This is a genomic window from Acidisoma sp. (assembly GCF_035492295.1).
GTDB lineage: Bacteria > Pseudomonadota > Alphaproteobacteria > Acetobacterales > Acetobacteraceae > Acidisoma.
The window spans coordinates 24,844-42,644 of the sequence record NZ_DATJJK010000021.1 but is presented as its reverse complement, the minus strand read 5'-3'; the positions used below and the strand labels follow the sequence as shown (position 1 = coordinate 42,644).

At 61.9% G+C, this 17,801-nt stretch carries 16 protein-coding genes; 9 read left to right on the top strand and 7 right to left on the bottom strand.

What is annotated here, in order from left to right; genetic code table 11:
• Positions 1–584: 584 nt before the first annotated feature.
• On the top strand, positions 585–809 hold the full coding sequence (locus tag VL752_RS01550; protein ID WP_325351972.1) for a hypothetical protein: 225 nt from the start codon (positions 585–587) through the stop codon (positions 807–809).
• A 75-nt stretch (positions 810–884) separates the two neighbouring features.
• Here the strand turns inward: VL752_RS01550 and VL752_RS01545 are convergent, their stop codons facing one another.
• Entirely contained in the window at positions 885–1,898 is a 1,014-nt protein-coding gene (locus VL752_RS01545; RefSeq protein WP_325351971.1) for a fatty acid desaturase, read from the bottom strand.
• An 845-nt stretch (positions 1,899–2,743) separates the two neighbouring features.
• Between VL752_RS01545 and VL752_RS01540 the strand changes: the two genes are divergently transcribed.
• From VL752_RS01540 to VL752_RS01505, 8 genes are all read left to right on the top strand, one after another.
• A complete protein-coding gene (locus VL752_RS01540; RefSeq protein WP_325351970.1) occupies positions 2,744–3,898 on the top strand; it encodes a zinc-dependent alcohol dehydrogenase in 1,155 nt (384 codons plus the stop codon).
• Positions 3,899–3,904: 6 nt separating this feature from the next.
• Positions 3,905–4,945: a LacI family DNA-binding transcriptional regulator gene (locus VL752_RS01535; RefSeq protein ID WP_325351969.1), complete on the top strand. Its 1,041-nt coding sequence runs from the start codon at positions 3,905–3,907 to the stop codon at positions 4,943–4,945.
• Between the two features lie 126 nt (positions 4,946–5,071).
• A complete protein-coding gene (locus VL752_RS01530; protein WP_325351968.1) occupies positions 5,072–6,193 on the top strand; it encodes a Gfo/Idh/MocA family protein in 1,122 nt (373 codons plus the stop codon).
• Positions 6,190–7,113 carry a sugar phosphate isomerase/epimerase gene (locus VL752_RS01525; protein WP_325351967.1) on the top strand — a complete coding sequence of 308 codons (924 nt, stop codon included), beginning with the start codon at positions 6,190–6,192 and terminating at the stop codon, positions 7,111–7,113. Before VL752_RS01530 ends, VL752_RS01525 begins: the two co-directional genes overlap by 4 nt.
• A gap of 78 nt (positions 7,114–7,191) precedes the next feature.
• The gene (locus VL752_RS01520; protein WP_325351966.1) at positions 7,192–8,328 is read left to right on the top strand and encodes an ABC transporter ATP-binding protein; all 1,137 of its coding nucleotides are present in this window, start codon (positions 7,192–7,194) and stop codon (positions 8,326–8,328) included.
• A 133-nt stretch (positions 8,329–8,461) separates the two neighbouring features.
• The gene (locus VL752_RS01515) at positions 8,462–9,763 is read left to right on the top strand and encodes an extracellular solute-binding protein (protein ID WP_325351965.1); all 1,302 of its coding nucleotides are present in this window, start codon (positions 8,462–8,464) and stop codon (positions 9,761–9,763) included.
• 25 nt (positions 9,764–9,788) lie between these two features.
• Entirely contained in the window at positions 9,789–10,652 is an 864-nt protein-coding gene (locus VL752_RS01510; protein WP_325351964.1) for a carbohydrate ABC transporter permease, read from the top strand.
• Between the two features lie 7 nt (positions 10,653–10,659).
• On the top strand, positions 10,660–11,460 hold the full coding sequence (locus tag VL752_RS01505; RefSeq protein WP_325351963.1) for a carbohydrate ABC transporter permease: 801 nt from the start codon (positions 10,660–10,662) through the stop codon (positions 11,458–11,460).
• Positions 11,461–11,556: 96 nt separating this feature from the next.
• On the opposite strand, the gene VL752_RS01500 is transcribed toward VL752_RS01505, so the two are convergent.
• The 6 genes from VL752_RS01500 to VL752_RS01475 all read right to left on the bottom strand — a co-directional run bounded on the left by VL752_RS01500 (position 11,557) and on the right by VL752_RS01475 (position 17,798).
• A complete protein-coding gene (locus VL752_RS01500) occupies positions 11,557–12,501 on the bottom strand; it encodes an ABC transporter permease (protein ID WP_325351962.1) in 945 nt (314 codons plus the stop codon).
• Positions 12,498–13,448, bottom strand: coding sequence for an ABC transporter permease (locus tag VL752_RS01495; protein WP_325351961.1), 951 nt, complete (start codon positions 13,446–13,448; stop codon positions 12,498–12,500). The genes VL752_RS01500 and VL752_RS01495 overlap by 4 nt, the downstream gene beginning before the upstream one ends.
• Positions 13,445–15,004 carry a sugar ABC transporter ATP-binding protein gene (locus VL752_RS01490; protein WP_325351960.1) on the bottom strand — a complete coding sequence of 520 codons (1,560 nt, stop codon included), beginning with the start codon at positions 15,002–15,004 and terminating at the stop codon, positions 13,445–13,447. The genes VL752_RS01495 and VL752_RS01490 overlap by 4 nt, the downstream gene beginning before the upstream one ends.
• Positions 14,988–16,028, bottom strand: coding sequence for a substrate-binding domain-containing protein (locus VL752_RS01485; RefSeq protein WP_325351959.1), 1,041 nt, complete (start codon positions 16,026–16,028; stop codon positions 14,988–14,990). Before VL752_RS01485 ends, VL752_RS01490 begins: the two co-directional genes overlap by 17 nt.
• Positions 16,029–16,092: 64 nt before the next feature.
• Positions 16,093–17,382 carry an amidohydrolase family protein gene (locus VL752_RS01480; RefSeq protein ID WP_325351958.1) on the bottom strand — a complete coding sequence of 430 codons (1,290 nt, stop codon included), beginning with the start codon at positions 17,380–17,382 and terminating at the stop codon, positions 16,093–16,095.
• A 41-nt stretch (positions 17,383–17,423) separates the two neighbouring features.
• Positions 17,424–17,798 carry a DUF1636 family protein gene (locus VL752_RS01475; protein ID WP_325351957.1) on the bottom strand — a complete coding sequence of 125 codons (375 nt, stop codon included), beginning with the start codon at positions 17,796–17,798 and terminating at the stop codon, positions 17,424–17,426.
• Positions 17,799–17,801 lie beyond the last annotated feature (3 nt).

Below are 17,801 nucleotides of genomic sequence, written 5' to 3'. Positions count from 1 at the left end.
TACTAAGCGTGCGGATGGGCTTCCGGGAAATGTCAGTTCCAATAGGGGCAACATGGAAGACCTCTTGCCCGCGTTATTCATGAGCGGCATGTGGGGTACCGGGTGACCGCCGCGCTGCCTGCCGTGATCGAACTTGACCACTTTACTGCAATCGGCAGGGGCGCGAGCACACCGCAGGCGCTGGCGGCGCAGCGGCGGCTGTGCGTAGCGCGCGGATTCTGGCCAATATCCTGACCATCCGGCGCTTTTTGGAAAGGCATGATGGGGTCTGTCGACTGACCCGTCCTCCGCCGCGTTTCTCGACCGGCGTTCGCCGATCTATGTCGGGTTGACCATCGATTTTACGGTGCGTAACACCGCCGTCTCTGCTCCGCGTCACCTCTAACCTGTCCCGCCAAGACAGGTACGATGATATCTTGCGGGCAAGGTCGCGGCAAAGATGCTTCATCCTGGCAAAATAAGTCGGCTCATGCCGAGCGACAGGCGCGTATAAGGTGGCGCGGGACGTGCTCGCAGCCTTCTCGCGCGCCCGCTCCCGATCTGCTCACAAGAAACAAACCCAAACTGTTGCAACAGGACGGACGATGAAAACTTACCTTGCGGCCTTGCTAATGATCTCCGGAGTTGCGGGTCTATCATCAGCGGCGGTGGCTCAGACCGTCCTCCAGGCCTGCGGCCCCGATATCCAGCGCTACTGCCCCAATGCTGGCCCTGGCCATCTGAAGCAGTGCATGAAGAAACATATGAAAGAACTTTCGCCCACCTGTATCGGGACCTTGGTCAAAAAGAAACAAGGTATGGCCCAGTAAGCAAAGCGTCGCTGACTGGACCACTCTTGCGACCAACAGCCCTGCCCTCATGGGCGGGGCTGCCTGCGCAGGACTTCAGCCCGAAACCCGTGCCCGCAATTCTCGGAACGATATCAGTCGCCTCTCCTGCTCGTCCCAAAGAGCAAGTACGGCGCATCGTAAACTTTGAACAACGGTCAGCCGGCCGACTTTTGCCAGCTCGGGATGATCACGCAAGACTTCAGATAGACGATAGGATGGAATGCGGCTGCACATATGATGCACATGGTGCACCCCGATATTCCCTGTCATCCAGGCAAGGACGGGCGGCAAGGCATAGTACGAACTTCCGTGAAGCGCCGCCGCGTGGAAGTTCCAGTTCGCCCCATCTTCCCATCGGGTATATTCGAATTGGTGCTGAACATAGAACAGCCACACGGCAACCGACGCCGCGATCAACACCACCGGGCCCTCCACAAGGAGGAAAGGTCCCGCCCCAACAAGCCAAGCCATCAACCCGACAGCCGCCGCGATCGCGACATTCGTCGCCATTGAGCTCACCCATGGCCGCCAGCCCTTCCGCATGAGTCCCACCGGCAGACGGTAGTGCAGAAGGAAAAGATAGGCAGGAATGAGACCGAACATGATCGCCGGGTGGCGGTAAAGACGGTAGCGCAGGCGGCTCAGGGAGCTTCGCGCCAGGTATTCCCTGACCGTGAGCGTCTCGATATCTCCGACACCGCGGTGTTCGAGATCGCCGACGGCTCCATGATGCATCGCATGCGTGCGGCGCCAACAATCGTAAGGCGTGAACGTGATCACGCCGACAACCCTGCCTACCCAGTCGTTCGTCGATCGGCGCTGGAAAAACGAGCCGTGTCCACAGTCATGCTGAACGATGAAGAGTCGTATCAGGAAGCCAGCGGTCGGCACGGCCAGTAGCAGACACAGCCAATAGCTGATATCGAGAGCCACCCACATCAGCGCCCATAGCGCCACGAAGGGCACTGCCGTAAGGACTAACTCCACGGTGCTGCGTGACGTCGTCGCCTGACGGTATGTCCCAAGACTTCGGCTCAGTTTTCTGATGTCTTCATCAGGAGATGCCAACCTAATCCCTCTCATTGTCCAGCCGTCACCTGTTCGAAGGGCGGTGCAGTGTGCGCACCCATGCCATTAAGCTCTCGCGCCGGAACTTGCGGCGGGGTCGGAAGTTACTCACGGCAACGCGAGGACGGAATTTGCTCATGTGGCGGAAAGCGCTGTCGTGGAACGACGCCATCGCAAACAGGTTTCCGGTGCGGGATAGGGCATTACGCCCCCTGTCCTGGTGGGTCAACCGATACCACCTTACGCCGACAGGATGGCGACAACCCTCGCCCACTCCGCCGAAGCACCACGGATCGTCACCGGAAGGCAGGAAAGTAAAAACCGGTCAGCGGGAATTGCCTTAATCCCACCCGCGTCGACCAACGGACCCCGTCCGGCCCCAGGCCCTCAGGCGCCGCTGCGAACTGATCGGCGTCGTCCTGCACCATGCCGGGGCCGATCGGCCCCGACCAAATATGGCAGCACGAACGCCGCTGCCACGGGGGCAGAGCGCACTTGCGGCAACAACACAAACCAATGCCAGCGTGCGTGATGAGCCGCGGTTCAGAGAAGCCTCTGTCGGACTGCGCCCGAAGGTGAACCCGCTCGTGCCGGCAAGCGCCGCACGGGCCGCAGAAGGTGGTGCAACCGCCGATCCGCTTTCCTTTCCATCATCTCCTACTCCCGCGGCGAAGAATAGCCTACGCATTCGGCTCCGAGGGATCTCGGAGCAGGCGTTGGCTTCCATCAGGGCGATGCGATCAGCTTGGGCCGGACCGGACGGGTGCATGGGACGCCTTGATAGCGCAGCAGCATTTGGGGTATTGGAACGCTCCATAACCGCTGGCGAATAAGGAGGCCCCACGATGGCAACGGCGCGCGCGGCTGTGGTTGCAAAACCCGGAGCCATCGAGCTTCGGAGTTTCGCCATCCCTGATCCTGAACCCGGCGCCGTGATCCTGAAGATGCGCTACTCGGGCATTTGCGGAACGGACAAGCACACGTTCCTCGGCGAAAGCAAACAGTATGCCGGCACGCCGCATGAGCGGGACCTCACCTATCCGCTGATTTGCGGGCACGAGAATGTTGGTATTGTCGTCGCCACCGGCGGGGAAGTACGCGACAGTGAAGGCCATGTCCTGCGCGCAGGAGACCGGATCGTGCCTGGCGCCAATGTTGCTTGCGGGCACTGCCGCTTCTGCTTGAACAGCTATCCCTACTACATGTGCGAACATCTGGAAGATTACGGCAACAGCCTGCATTGCGGCCGGCCGCCGCACCTTCTGGGTGGCTGGGCGGAGTATCTCTATCTACTGCCGCGTTCGGTCCTGTTCCGCGTACCCGACAACCTGCCGGACCATGTCGCCGTGCTCACCGAAATTATGGCGGTTACTCACGGCGTGGAAAAGGCCAACGCCCTTCTGGGGCAGTTTGGCGGCACGCCCTTCGGCGGCTCAGTGGCCGTCCTTGGTGTCGGGCCCCTGGGCCTTTGCCATCTCATCAAAGCCCGCCTGCTTGGCGCTGGCCAGATCATCGCGACCGACCGCCATCAAGCGCGCCTCGCCATGGCGCGGGAATTCGGTGCAGGCCAAACCTTCAAAGTTGGCGACACGACGATGGAAGAACGCATTGCCAAGGCGCGCGAAGCAACGGATGGCCTCGGACCCGATATTGTACTCGATTGCTCCGGCGTGCCGGAGAGCTTTGTCGAAGCGGTGCGCATAGTCCGGGTCGGCGGGGTGGTTGTGGAAGCCGGCGCATTCGTGGATCTCGGCCCCGTACAGATCAATCCCAATGCAGATATCTGCACGAAGAACGTCAGCATCATCGGGATCGGCGGCGAGACGGCGACCTCCTACCTTGCTGGCATGCGGTTGATGGCGGCCAATCTGGATCGCCTTCCCTTCGATCGGATCGTCACCCACCGGATGCCGCTGGAGCGGGCCGCGGAAGCGATGGCGATCGCCCAAGGCGGGGACGCGATGAAAGTGGTCATCGCCCCGAACGGCGTGGCCCTTTAGGCCTCCATGACCCCCCCACGCAGCCGGCAGAAGCCGGCCACGATTCACGACGTCGCACGACTGGCAGAACTCTCAAAATCGACTGTCTCCAACGTCATCCGCGGTGCTCCGGGCGTCAACCCAGAGACCAAGGAGCGGGTGGAAAAGGCCATCCAAGCGCTCGGCTACCGTCCGAATGTCGTCGCGCGTCAGCTGGTGCAGCAGCGAACGACCGTCCTTGGCATCGTCATTGGTGATCTCGGCAACCCCTTCTACGCCGAAATGGCGAAATTGATCGAAGGCTTCGCGGCGGCGCGCGGCTTCCAGCTGATGTTCTGCAATACGCAGGTTGATGAGCACACCGAGCTGAAAGGGATCCGCTCGCTTATCGAGCACCGCGTAGCGGGCCTGCTGTTCCTCGCCTATGCCGGGGACGCGGACGGGGCGCGGCTGGCGGTGGGCGACCAGCTGCCGGTGGTCTTTGTCACCTGCGATGCCGACTGGGGCGATGTCGTCGCGGTGGACGATCTGGCGGCGGCGACGGCCGCCACCCGCCATCTGATCGAGCTCGGCCATCAGCGGATCATCTATTTCGCAGATACGGTGCGGGAAGCGCGAGCGGAAAGCGCACGCCGGGACGGCTACTTGGCCGCCATTAACGAGGCCGGATTGGCGCCGCGCGTCCTGCGCTGGCACGAAAGGCCGCGCCTTGTGCGAAACGACGACGGTATCCGATCGATGGAAGCGATCCTCGCGGGACCCGACCGGCCGACCGCCATTTTCGCGGCGAACGATCTGCATGCCATGGATATCCTGGACTGTGCGGATCAGTACGGCTTGCGAGTCCCTGAGGATCTTTCCATCATTGGTTTCGATGACATTGCCATCAGCCGGATCGCGCGCATTTCCCTCTCGACGATCGCGCAGCCAAAGGAGCAGCTGGCACGTATCGCGGTGGAACTCCTCATTGGCCGCATACGCGGAGATATCCAGGGCCGCGCCATGCGCCACAGTTTAGATTTCAGCCTGCTGAAACGGCGCACCACGGCGCGCGCTCCTCACCCTTAATGATGAGGTGCGCCCTCAGGGCCGACCATCGGTCGACCCTGGAATCGGCACCGTGCCCTCCAACTCTCTATTGACGTCAAACCATGAGCTATGGAACGTTCCATTTCAACGAAATAGGAGCGCCCGGTGCCTGGAAGCGTTTCGCCTCACGTGAGGATCGGATTGATCGGCTGTGGCGTCATCGCCCAGGTGATGCATCTCCACTACCTCACGGAATTGTCTGATCTGTTCGAAATCGCGGCGGTTTGCGACGTCTCGCTCGAACTCGCCCAGGCTTGCGCCGACCGTTACGGCGTCCCAGTCGCCACCACGGACTGGCAGGAATTACTGGGCCTGCAGATCGACGCCGTAATGGTGCTCACCCCCGGGAGCCACGCTCCCATCGCGATTGCAGCTGCCGAGGCGGGCAAGCATGTCTTCATCGAGAAACCGCTCGCCTTCTCAGTCGCTGAAGGGGAGACGGTTGTGGCAGCGGCCGCACGCAGCGGCGTCACCATGCTGGTCGGTTACAACAAGCGCTACGACCCCGCCTTTGAACGGTTGCAGGCCGAATTGGAAACTGTGCCAGACATTCGCCTGGCACGGGTGACCACCTACGAATCCCCCTTCGAGCCCTATGTCGCTCATTATCCTCTGTTGCGCGGCGCGCCACCTGCGCCCTCGGTTCTGCATGCCTTGCAGAAGGACACGGCCGATCGGCTCAGCGCCGCAATCGGCAGCGACGCCGAAATCAAGCGACTTTATCACGCCGTGCTGCTCGATAGTATGGTGCATGAGCTGAACGCCATCCGTGCCCTTCTGGGGGAGCCGGACCGGCTTGATCACGCCGATCTCGGCCGCCACGGAGCGACGCTCGCCATGCGCTTCGGCGAAGCGCGCGCCGTCCTGACCTGGATCGATCTGCCGGGATTCGCCCGCTACGGCATGGAATTTGCGGTCTTCGCCCCGGAACGGCGGCTAAAGCTCACCTTCCCGTCTCCCTATTTGCGAAACGCGGCCGCCGAATTCGCAGACGAGCACGGCGTGCCGGGCAGGACGGAGTCCACGGCAAACCAACATGTCTTTTCTTATGAATCGAGTTTCAAGGCAGAACTTGTCCATTTCCATGGCTGTATCACCCGTGGTGACGCCCCGCGCACGCCGCCCGCCGATGCTCTGCGGGACATCGCATTCTGCCGCGCGATCATCGAGGCTCATCTTAGTGGCCGGCCGGTGATCGCTCCCACCCGCATCGGAGACGCAGCATGAGTGGCCCCCCTCCCCGCATCATCATCGCCAACGCGCCCGTAAGCTTCGGCGCCTTCGAAGTGACCGTTGGCATCGACCCGAACACGCCCGCGGCGGAGGCGGTTCTCGATGCCGTGGCCGAAGCCGGATACCAGGGCATCGATCTTGGTCCGGTCGGCTATCTCGGCCAGGGCGACCAGCTCGCCGAGCGGCTTTCCCGTCGCAAGCTCGGGCTTTCCGGTGCCTATCTCGAACTACCCTTCAGCGAGCCTGAATCGCTCCAGGAAATGCTGCCGCAACTCGATGCTCTTCTCGATTCTCTCGACTCAGTCTCCGGGATTGGCGCTCTGCCACCGCGTCCAACGCTTGGGGATTTCAGCAACACGGCACGCCGGGCGAAACCCGGCCAGGCCGTGCGCGATCATCGACTCGGGCTTGACGAGGCCGGCTTCGCGCGGTTTGTCACTGGTGTGGAGCGGGTTGCCGATCACTGCCGCGGGCGCGGCTACGAGCCAACCTTTCATAACGAAACCGGCACCTTCATTGAGGCGCCCTGGGAAATCGAGCGCATGCTCGAAAAGACCAGCGTCGGCCTCTGTCTCGATACCGGTCATCTCATCATCGGCGGCGGTGACCCTTTGAAGGCGCTGAAGGATTGGGGCACGCGGATCAACCACCTGCACGTTAAGGACGCGCGCAGCGCCGCAATTGCCGAGATCGTGCTCGACGCCGCACCTGCAGAAGCGATCTGGGAGCGTGGCGCCTTCTGCGCTCTTGGCCAGGGTGATCTGCCGCTCGACGCCATCTTTCGCCTGGTCCGCGAAACGTTTTCGGGCTGGCTTGTGATTGAGCAGGACATTCTGCCGAGTCCGGAGGGTATCGCGCGTGCGGCCGCCGATCAGCGCGCCAATCTCGCCGTTCTGCGGCATCATGGCCTCTGAGATGCAGCGCTTTTCTCCTTCTTCTTCTGCGTTCCACATCGCAATGACACCTTCTCTGACGTTGGAGGAGGAAAGCGCATGAGCAGCGTCGCCTTCGATCATGTATGGCGCCGCTTCGGCCCGCATGCAGCGGTGGCGGACCTGTGTCTCGACATTGCCGACGGCGATTTTCTGGTCCTGCTCGGAGCTTCGGGCTGCGGCAAAACCACGTCCTTGCGGATGCTGGCAGGGCTTGAAGAGCCGAGCGAAGGTGACATTCGCATCGATGGTCGCGTCGTCAACCATGTACCGCCCGGTGAACGGGATGTTGCCATGGTATTTCAGTCCTACGCGCTCTTTCCACACATGACGGTCGAGGGAAATCTTGCCTTCGGACCCCGCATGCGGCGCGAAAACAAGACGCAGACCCGCGAGAAACTCGCGGAAGTCGCATCGATGCTGGGATTGACCCCGCTCCTCTCCCGCCGACCCGCGGAACTTTCCGGTGGGCAACGTCAAAGGGTTGCGCTCGGCCGCGCTCTCCTGCGCGAGCCCAAGCTATTCCTCATGGACGAGCCCCTGTCCAATCTCGATGCCGCCTTGCGCGGGCAGATGCGGTCAGAGATCGTCGCCCTGCATCGGCGCCTGCGCATTACCACCGTCTACGTCACCCACGATCAGGTGGAGGCGATGACGATGGCAACCCATATTGCCGTCATGTTCGAAGGCCGTCTGCACCAAGCTGGATCGCCAGCCGCCGTTTTTGATGATCCGAGTGACTTGCGGGTTGCACGCTTCATCGGCGCGCCACGCATGAACATCGTTCCCGGCAAAATTCTGCGCGCCGGGAACGATGTCTTCCTGGGCTGTCTCGGCACTCACTTGGCACTCGGCGCGGGATTGACCACGGCGACCGCAAACGAGACGCCGGTACAGGTGGGCTTCCGACCGAGCGACCTTTCCTTCAAGCCACCCATTGCGGGAACGGCCGGATTTGCCGGGGTGGTGGAGTTTCTCGAGCCAATGGGAAGCGAGACCTTCGTGACCCTGCGTTGCGGCAGCGAGGCTATCGTCGCACGTGCGCCGGGTCGTGCGCCGCTGACGATTGGCGAGACCGTCACGCTCTACCCCGATTGCGACTTCCTCTACGCCTTCGATTCGACGGGTGGCCAATCCCTCATCAATCGTTCCCGATTAGGGCAAACGGCATTGGCCGCGCGCCGCATTCCTGTCTGAGACCTTCGACTGCGACCGAATCCATAGCCTAAAGGACTGCATCCTTTCATCCCAATGGAGTTACAGCGACATGCCCAAGACCGGACTTCACCGACTGGCGCTTGCACTTCTCGCCTCCTGCTCCGTTACCGCCGTGTCTGTCAGCGCCCACGCGCAAAGCAAGGTCGTGGTCACGCTGGCCTACGGCTCGGAATACGTGTTCGACACGAATGACTTCGCCAAGAAATGGTATGACAACGTCAAGGCGGCCTTCGACAAGAAATATCCCGAGGCCGAAGTCAAACTCGTGCCGATTCCGGGTGGCTACACGGACATCATCAACAAATTGAGTTTGCTCTATCGTTCGCGTAGCACGGCACCCGACGTAGCGCAACTGCCAACCCCTGCCCTCGGTCAATTCCAATCTTCAGGCTGGCTTCTGCCGCTTGATGATGAGCTGGCAACTGCATCCTGGTGGACGGAATTCCCGTCTGCCATTCAGTCGGAAGGCCGGTTTGATGGCAAGGTCTATGCCGTCAGCACGGGAGAAAATGACAGTCAACTCTACTACAACAAGGCAATGTTCAAACAGGCCGGCCTGCCAGAAGACTGGCACCCCAAGACCTGGGATGACATTCTGACCGCCGCGCGAGCGATCAAGGCCAAGGTCCCCGGAGTGGTGCCGCTCTGGCTGAATGTCGGCACAAGTTCCGGCGACAACGGCTTACTGCAAGGTACCGGCAATCTGCTCAACGGGTCCAGCGATCCGACCATTCAGGATGCCAGCGGCAAATGGGTGGTGGATAGTAAGGGCCTGCGCGAAGTACTGACCTTTGTGAAGACGATGTACAATGAGGATTTAGGCGACAGCCTGAGCGATCTTTTCTCACCCTCCGCCGTCACCGTGCCGCTGACGCTGTTCCAGAAGGGCAAACTCGCGATCGCCGTGGGCTCCAACTACTATGGTGGCAATTGGACAAAGACAATCTGCTCCCCCTGCTGGGCGGAAGCGCCGCAGACGATTGGCGTCGTTGCCATCCCGACAGTTTCAGGACAGGCGCCCGGCATCGCGACCACGCTCGGCGGCTGGGACCTCGCCGTCGCCGCGACGACCAAGCACAAGGACTACGCATGGAAGTTGTTGGATGTGATGGAAGAGGAGCAGAGCCAGATCGATGCCGCGAACTGGGCAGGCTTCGTGCCTGCCGCGCAAAGCTATACCAAGTCACCCGCCTTCGTCGATTTCGCGCCGCCTTATAATGCCGTCTCCGCCGAGGTTCTTCCCTATGGCAAGCTGACGCCGGCGAAAGCGGAATACGAGGTGTGGTCACACGCCTTGCAGCAGGCGACAGGAAACCTCGCACAGCATAAGGACATGACAGTCGACAAGGCGATCAGTGACATGAAGGGCTATGTTGCCAATCAACTGGGCAGTGATCAGATGGCGACGCGCTGATGGTGATCGCCGGGTAGAGCGCATCATGAGCCAGGCAAGGAAGCGTGTGGATGGAATCGGCCTGCTGCTTCTGGCACCGGCCGGTGTCCTGCTTGCCGTGCTGTTTCTTCTGCCGGTCGCCTATGCCTTCTATCTCGGCCTCACCAATGCCTCGCTCATCGGCGTCCATGCGCAGCACTACTGGTTCACCGGGGGCGCCAATCTGCGGCGCCTCTGGCAGGATCGTACCTTCTGGCATTCGCTCTGGCTGACGGCGGTGTTTCTCTTTGGTTCATCGATCCTGGGGGTCACTGTCATTGGCATGGCGCTTGCGTTACTCATGCAGCACGCAAGTATTTTCTGGCAGCGCCTGGCGGGTGCGGTCGCAATCCTTGCCTGGATGTTGCCGCCCGTGACGGCGGCCATGGTTTGGTACGCTTTCAGCACCACGGGGGGAACTCTCAGCCTGCTCACCGGCGGTCATACGGACCCGCTCGACTCCCACCCCATGCTCATTGTCATCCTTGCCAACGTCTGGGCGACCGCTGGCTTCTCGATGATGGTCCTGGGTGCCGGGCTGCGCGGGATCTCAAGTGAGGTGCGGGAAGCAGCCCGTATGGAGAATGCGAGCCGGATCCAGACCTTTGTCTTCGTGACGCTGCCGCTGATGCGGCGCACGTTGGTCACCAATCTGCTCCTCGTCACCCTCATCATCCTCGCCAATTACGCGCTCACCTACATCATGACGGCGGGCGGCCCGAATGATGCGACGAACATCCTGCCGATCTACGCCTACCAACAAGGATTCACCTTCAGCAATCTCGGCTATGGCGCGCTGGTGGGGGACGTGCTGGTGCTGATCGCCACCGCTTTCGCCTATCTCTATGTCCGCGCGCTGCGGCAGGATTGACCCTTTCATGCGTCCGAACCCTCTCGCGACCGCGGTTCTCGGCATTCTGACCCTTCTGTTGCTGGCACCCATGCTGTGGCTCGTAGCAGCGTCGGTCGACCAGCACGCGAGCTGGTCACTGGACTGGCCGCAAGTCACCTTTGTGCATTTCGCCAATGTGACGCGGGCGGACTATCTCCTGTCTCTCTGGAATACGATGCTGCTCGCCCTTGTCGCGACGGTTGTCGCCGTCGTGCCGGGTGTCTTCGGCGCCTATGCCTTGTCGCGCCGCCAGATCCCATTGCGGGACGGCCTGATGGTCACGGTGCTGTTTCTGACCGGCATTCCGGTCGGCATCATGATCATCCCGGTGTTTCAGATTTTCGCGGCGATGGATTGGCTGAGCCTTGTGCCCACCGGCATCTTCCTTGGCGCGAACAGCCTGCCATTCGCTCTTTGGCTCATCAAGACCGCAATGGACGGCGTGCCGCGGGAAATGGAGGAAGCAGCACTCATGGAGCGGGCGAGCCTTTTGCAGACCATCCTCCATGTCGTAGTGCCGGTTTCACTGCCCGGAATCGCTTCCGCCGCGATCTTCAGCTTCATCAACGCCTGGGGATCCTTTATCGTACCCTTGGTGCTGATCAGCGATCCGTCCCAACAAACGGGGCCACTCACCATCTACGGGCTCATCGCAGCCGCCAATGTCCGCTACGGCGATATTGCGGCTTTCTCGATCGTCTATTCGCTGCCGGTCATCCTTCTGTACCTGATCGTGGCGCGATTCTTTTCAGGTGGCTTTTTGCTGGGCGGCGCCGTCAAAGGGTAGTCCACTGCCTTGCCGCAGGGCGCAAGCCTGCCGAGATCGCTACAGATTAACCCGGCTGTTCTGTCAGCCGTCCATCATGACTTGCGACGCGCAAGGTCAGCTCGCTTTCGCCAGCCGGCGATCGATCATCAGAAAGACCAGCAGTGTCGCGCCGAAGATGATCTGTCGGCCATTCTCGCCCATATTGATGGCGGTAAGAAGACTGACGAGAACCGTCATCAGGATTGCGGCGCAGGCGACGCCCGCATAGGGTGCCTTGCCGCCAGCCAAGGCAACCCCGCCGATCGCTGCCACGACAACGCTGGTCAGGACATAGGCATTGCCCAGGCCCAGGAAGGCCTGGCCGACATAGCCCGTGAGGAGGAAGCCACCGAAGGCCGCAACGCCGCCACTGAGCATATAGGCGATGACGCGCACGCGCACCGTGTTTGCGCCGCTCAGCCGCGCCGTCACGGGATTGGCACCCGTGCGGCAGAGCTGCCGCCCCCAGGCAGAGCGCGACAAGAGCCAGATTGCGACGATCGCGATCCCTACCCAGAGGAGTGCCACGCTCGGCATACCGCCGAGGCTGCGGCCGGCCAAAGCCACCAACCCCGGGCTCGCCGAATTCTGAGGATGCACGAGCGACACGCCGACGATCAGGCCGCCATTGACGACGGATGACAGCGCCAGGGTCGTTACCAGCGGCGGCACGCCCAAAACCGCGACGCCGATTCCATTGAGGAAGCCGACGCCTGAACCAGCGACGATGGCGGCCAGGCCGCCCACCGGCGTCATCCCATTGCTGCCCGCCATCAAGGCCGCGCCCAGGATACCGCCGAGCGTTGCGACCGCCCCCACCGAGAGGTCGAGCCCCTGCCCGCCCGCGGCGATGACCACCGTCTGGCAAAGCCCGAAGAGACCGAGGAAGGCAGCGATCTTGAGCTGGTTGGCGATCTGCCCCAAGCCCCCGAAACCCGGCAACACCCATTGCCCGACGATCAGCAGTATAACGGTCAGTGCCAGCAGCAAAACCGGCCGGCCGAACCCCATGCGCATCATACGATTGCCGTCCGTCTTTGTTCGAGCACCATGAAGCCGAGTGCCGCCACAACGACGAGCCCCTTGAAAAACTCCTGCCAGATGCTCGGGATTCCTGCGAAATAGATGACATTGGTGACGATCCCCAGCACCAGGGCACCGATGAGCGCCCCCCAGGGTGTGCCGCGCCCGCCACCGAGCGAAATGCCACCGATGACGACGGCGGCAACCGAGGTCAGCGTATAGGCGGTGCCGACACCGGCATCGCCGGAGAGCGTCTGCGCCGAAATCGACAGGGCCCCGAGCCCGACGAGCAGCCACGCCACGAGATAGGCGGTGAACTTCACCGCCGGCACCGGAATGCCGGCCTGGTAGGCGGCCACGGGATTGCTGCCGACCGCGACGATCCGTCGGCCAAGTCGATGCCGGCTCAACACGGTCCAGAGCAACAGCGCCGCAAAGACAATTAGCAGGGGAACGGGAACACCCAAAACAGTATCCCCGTAGACATTGCCGATCGTCTCGTCAATTTCGCCACCGGGCTGCGGCATGAAGGTCAGTGCGAGGCCGTACCACACCGCCCCGGTCGCGAAGGTCGCAATGAGCGAGGGGAGTTTCAGCACCGTGATGATCAGCCCGTTGATCGCGCCGAGCCCGAGCGCCATCAGCAGGGCAAGCCCCATGAGCGCCCAGGGGCCGCCGACGGCATAGGCCGGGACGACTGCCATGAAGCAGTTGATGAGCGACACCCCGGCGCCCAATGACAGATCGAGCTCTCGGCTCAGCACAATCACAGCCTGCGCCAGACAGATCATGATGGTCGGCGTGAAGGTTGCGATATTGGCCTCGAGCGACGGCAGGCCAAAAAAATGCGGTTGCAGCCGTGCGTTGAGTGCAAGAACCACGAGCAGCATCAACAGGCTCGGGATGACGCCGGCATGTCGCAACGCCCTCATGCTCCGGTTCATCTTTTGGTCCTGCCGAAGGCGGCGGCCATGATGCGCGGCTCCGTCATCGCCTCACCCGTCAATTCCTCGACGATGCGGCCTTCATACATCACCAGGATGCGGTCACAATGCAGCAGCAGTTCCTGGATTTCAGAAGCGAAGATCAGGGCGGTCGTGCCGCCGGCCGCCAATTCCCCGATGATGGAATAGATTTCCGATCGGGCGTGGATATCGACGCCTTTGGTCGGGTCACTCAGGAGGAGCACCTCGATATCGGTCGCGAGCCATTTGCCGATCACCACCTTCTGTTGATTGCCGCCGCTGAGCGCCGAGACGAGTTGGTCCGGCCCCTCGGTTTTGATCAGCAGCCGGCGGATTGCATCGGATGCCAGTCGGGTCAGTTCTGTGAGCGGCAATGTCCAAGGACGTTTTGCCAGCGCGACTTTCACGAAACCCAGATTCTCACCAACGCTCTCGTCGCTGAACAATCCCTGTCGGAGGCGATCGTCCGGCACCAGACAGACGCCACGGCGGATCATATCGCGCGGCAACGCGGGAGAGACGGCGCGGTCGCGGTGCCAGAGCGTGCCGCCATCGATGCGCCTGTGCCCAGCAATCACCTCCAGCAGTTCCGCCTGACCCTGGCCCTGCAGCCCGGCAAGCCCCACGATCTCGCTCCGGCGCAATTCCAAATCGACCCCGCGCACCGCAATGCCCGCGCGAAGATTCTGCAGCTTGAGCACAGGTTCGCCCACGATCCGCCGTGCAATCGGGCGCAGCACGGCATCGGGGTCACCGGTCATCAGCGAGAGGATGCGCGCCTCATCCAATCGGCCGGAGGTCGTCCAGGCGCCGGCCGTGCGACCATTCTGCATCACGACGATATCGTCGCAGATCTCCTCGATTTCGCCAAGGCGGTGGGAGATGAAGATCACCCCAATTCCTTGGGCCGTCAACCGCTGGATGGCCGCGAAGAGCCGCGCGACCTCGGCAGCGGCGAGCGCCGCAGTTGGCTCGTCAAGGATCAGCAGTCGCGGTGCACGGGCCAGGGCGCGAGCAATCTCCACCAGTTGCTGTCCGGCGGCCGGCAGCGTCCCCGCGGGACTGTCAATGTCCATCCGGCTGCCAAGATCGTCCAGCAGAGCCGCAGCCTTCCGCCGTCCCTCGGCACGATTGATGAATCCACTGCTGCTGCAGATTTCGCTTCCGAGAAAGATGTTCTCCCAGACGGGCATGTCCGGCGCCAGGCTCGGGTGCTGATGGGCGATGACGATGCCACGCCTCGCCGCCGCCTGCGGCGAGGCGTGGCGCAGTACCGCCCCCTCCAACTCCAGCGTGCCACCATCGGGGGCAACCTCCCCTGCGATGATGCGCGACAGCGTGCTCTTGCCAGAGCCATTGGCCCCGAGCAGTCCCAGCACCCGGCCGCGCGTGAGCGCAAGATCAACACCATCCAGCGCCACGACGCCGCCGAAGCGCTTGGTGATCCCACTTACCGCAAGCAGCGTCTCCATCGGGTGGAGGGCGGCGAAATCCTCGGCTGGTTCCGCCACCAGGCTATCAGGTGAAAAGAGCATCAAGCTGCGATTCCGAGAACCACTCTGCCAGAAAGTAGCTGTCTGGTTTGTCCTTCATGCCCGCCAGGGTCTGGTCGAGATTGGCACCCGTGACTTCCAGATGGATCGGATAATAGATCGTGTTGTCCGGCTGCGGCTTGAGCTTGCGGCCCGCCGCGAGCCGAACGGCGATGCCGATGGCATTGCGGCTGATGTCAGGCGGGTTTGGCTGGGCGAAAGCCTGCATCTTTGTGCCGCTGTCCAGCTCCTTCTTCCAGGCGAGCAGGAAGGCCTTTTGCGCCTCGCCGGTCATGACCGGGATCGGCCGGCGGGCATTCTGAAACGCGCGCAGAACGCCGAGCCCCATGGAGTCCTCGACAAAGGCGCCATCGATTTGAGGTTGAGCCGCGATGACGGTTGCCATCACGGCCTGCGCCTTCGCCTGATCCCAGGAGCCGTAGCCTGACCAGACGATGTCGATGCCCGGATATTTTCGGAAGGTATCGAAGGCCGCTTTGCGCCGCGTCTCCGCCGCCGGGTTACCGGGCAGGCCGTCCATGATGACAACCTTGCCCTTGCCGTTGAGCGTCTTGGCGATCCAATCTGCATAGCGCGTCGCCCAGACGTAGTGGTCAATGGTCACGCTGAGCGCATAGTGATTCTTGACCGCCTGATCGAAGGCGATGACAGGGATTCCGGCTCGCTTCGCTTCGTTGATGACCCCATCGAGAGCGGTTCCGGAATTGGGATCCATCGTGATGACGGAGACCCCTTGCAGGATCATGTTGCGGATGTCCTGGATCTGCTGATTGATGTCCGCACCGGCCTGCTGGACGATCAGCTTGGAGGCTTTCCCCTGAGCCTTGTACATATCGAACTGGGCCTGAGCACCCGCCACCATCTGGTTGCGCCACTCGGTACCGAAATAGCCGTTCGACAGGCCGATTACCACATCGCCTGCAGCTTGCGCTGAGCGTGCGGAACCGAGCCCGGCAGCGCCGGCACCCGCCACCGCCACCCCGGCCAGAAATTGTCTCCGATCCATACGCGTTTTCTATCCTCCCGCTATTGGTGCTTTTTCTTTTTCTATACCGTCGCTGGAAGCGCCGTCAGTCTGCCGCCATCTGACGATCGAGCGCCACGCGTCCCTGGAACGGTTTGTAGAACTGGCCGTCCTTCATGATGGCGAGCAAGGAATGCCGATCCTGTAGCAGGCTGAGATCGAGCAACGGGTTGCCATCAACTAGCAGGATGTCCGCGAGATAGCCGGGTGCGATGCGACCCATCTTCTCCCCCGACTGGCCGGCCCAGGCCTCACCTCCATAGGCAGTCGCGGCACGCAGCGCCTCCCAGGGCTCGAAATCAAACAGGTTGACGAAGTGCTCCAAATCGCGCGCCTCGGTACCATGCGGCAGCCAGGCGAAGCCGTAATCGCCGAAGGGCAGCACTTTGATCCCTGCGGCATGCATCTTTTTCATCACGACGATGCCTTCCTCGAGCTCACGCTTGTTGCCGATCATCTCGGCGACATCGGTGGTGATGCCCCAGTCCTTCGCCTCGTAGGTCGTATTGTAGCGGGCCGCGATCGCCGGCGAGATATAGTGCTTGTGCTTAACCTTCTCCAACATTCCGATCGTTTCATCGGTCGCGAAAGTCGCGTGGAAGATGAACTCGACATTGTATTTCATGCACTGCCGCACGGAACTATCCGCATGTGCGTGGGCGGCGATCCGCTTGCCGATATTATTCGCAGTATCGCAGATCGCCGCAACCTCGGCGTCGGTCATCGGGTTGTCATAGGCCGCCATGCGCGGATAGCAGAAGCTATCGCCAGAATTGTTGAACTTGATGAGATCGATGCCCTCACGGATCAACATGCGCACGCACTTGCGAAACTCCTCCGCGCCGTCGCAGATGATGGAAATCGACGGATGCTTCGCGTCAAGCTGGTTGTCATCCGCGAGACCGCCGGTAACGGTCAATTCCGGCGAGCCCGCCAGCATGCGCGGCCCGGGAATTTTCCCGGCATTGATCTCGTTGCGGATAACAATATCGAGGCGCGGCTTGGCGGAAGCGGCGCCGATGACCGAAGTGAAGCCCATATCCAGCGCGAGCTTCGCATTATGCATGGTCATCAGCACATGCTCTTCAACCGGCATGGCGGTCAACGCGGCTACGGAGGTTCCGTTGTTATAGGTCAAGTGGCAATGAGTATTGACCATCCCCGGCATCAAGGTAGCGCCCCCGGCATCGATGACCTGCGCCCCGTCATGCGGCAGTGATTCGCCCGGGGCCGCCACCGCCTGGATGCGGTTGCCCTGCACCAAGACCTCGCCCGGAATCAGCGTCTTGCCGGTTCCTTCGAAAATCATCACATTCTTGAACAGCGTTTTCGCCATTGTCTTTTCCCCTTCTTTTGGGCGGACTTCTTTTTCTTCGGTCAGCCTTCCGCCAACTCATGCACTCCGAGCGTGATGCAGCCAGTGACCTTCGCGCGCAGTCGAGCTGGCATTGCACTGTCAGCCAGATCGCCATTCCGGGTTTGCGCATAGGCTTCGGCCACGGCGAGAAGTGCCGGCGCATCCTCGGGCTCCAGCCGGCCAAAGCGGATCACCGCCTTGCCCGGCTCCCGCAGCGCGGCGGCGCAAGGCTGCGGGCAGGTATTGAGACATTCCACCATGCGCACGGCCAGGGAATTGCCTGCAGCCGCGGCTTCACGCTTCATCGCCTGCGCCAGCCTCAGGCCGGGCGACATCTCGCCCGGCGGGGCCTGCGCATAGCGATTGCAGGTCGTGCAAATGAAAATGCGGGCCACAAC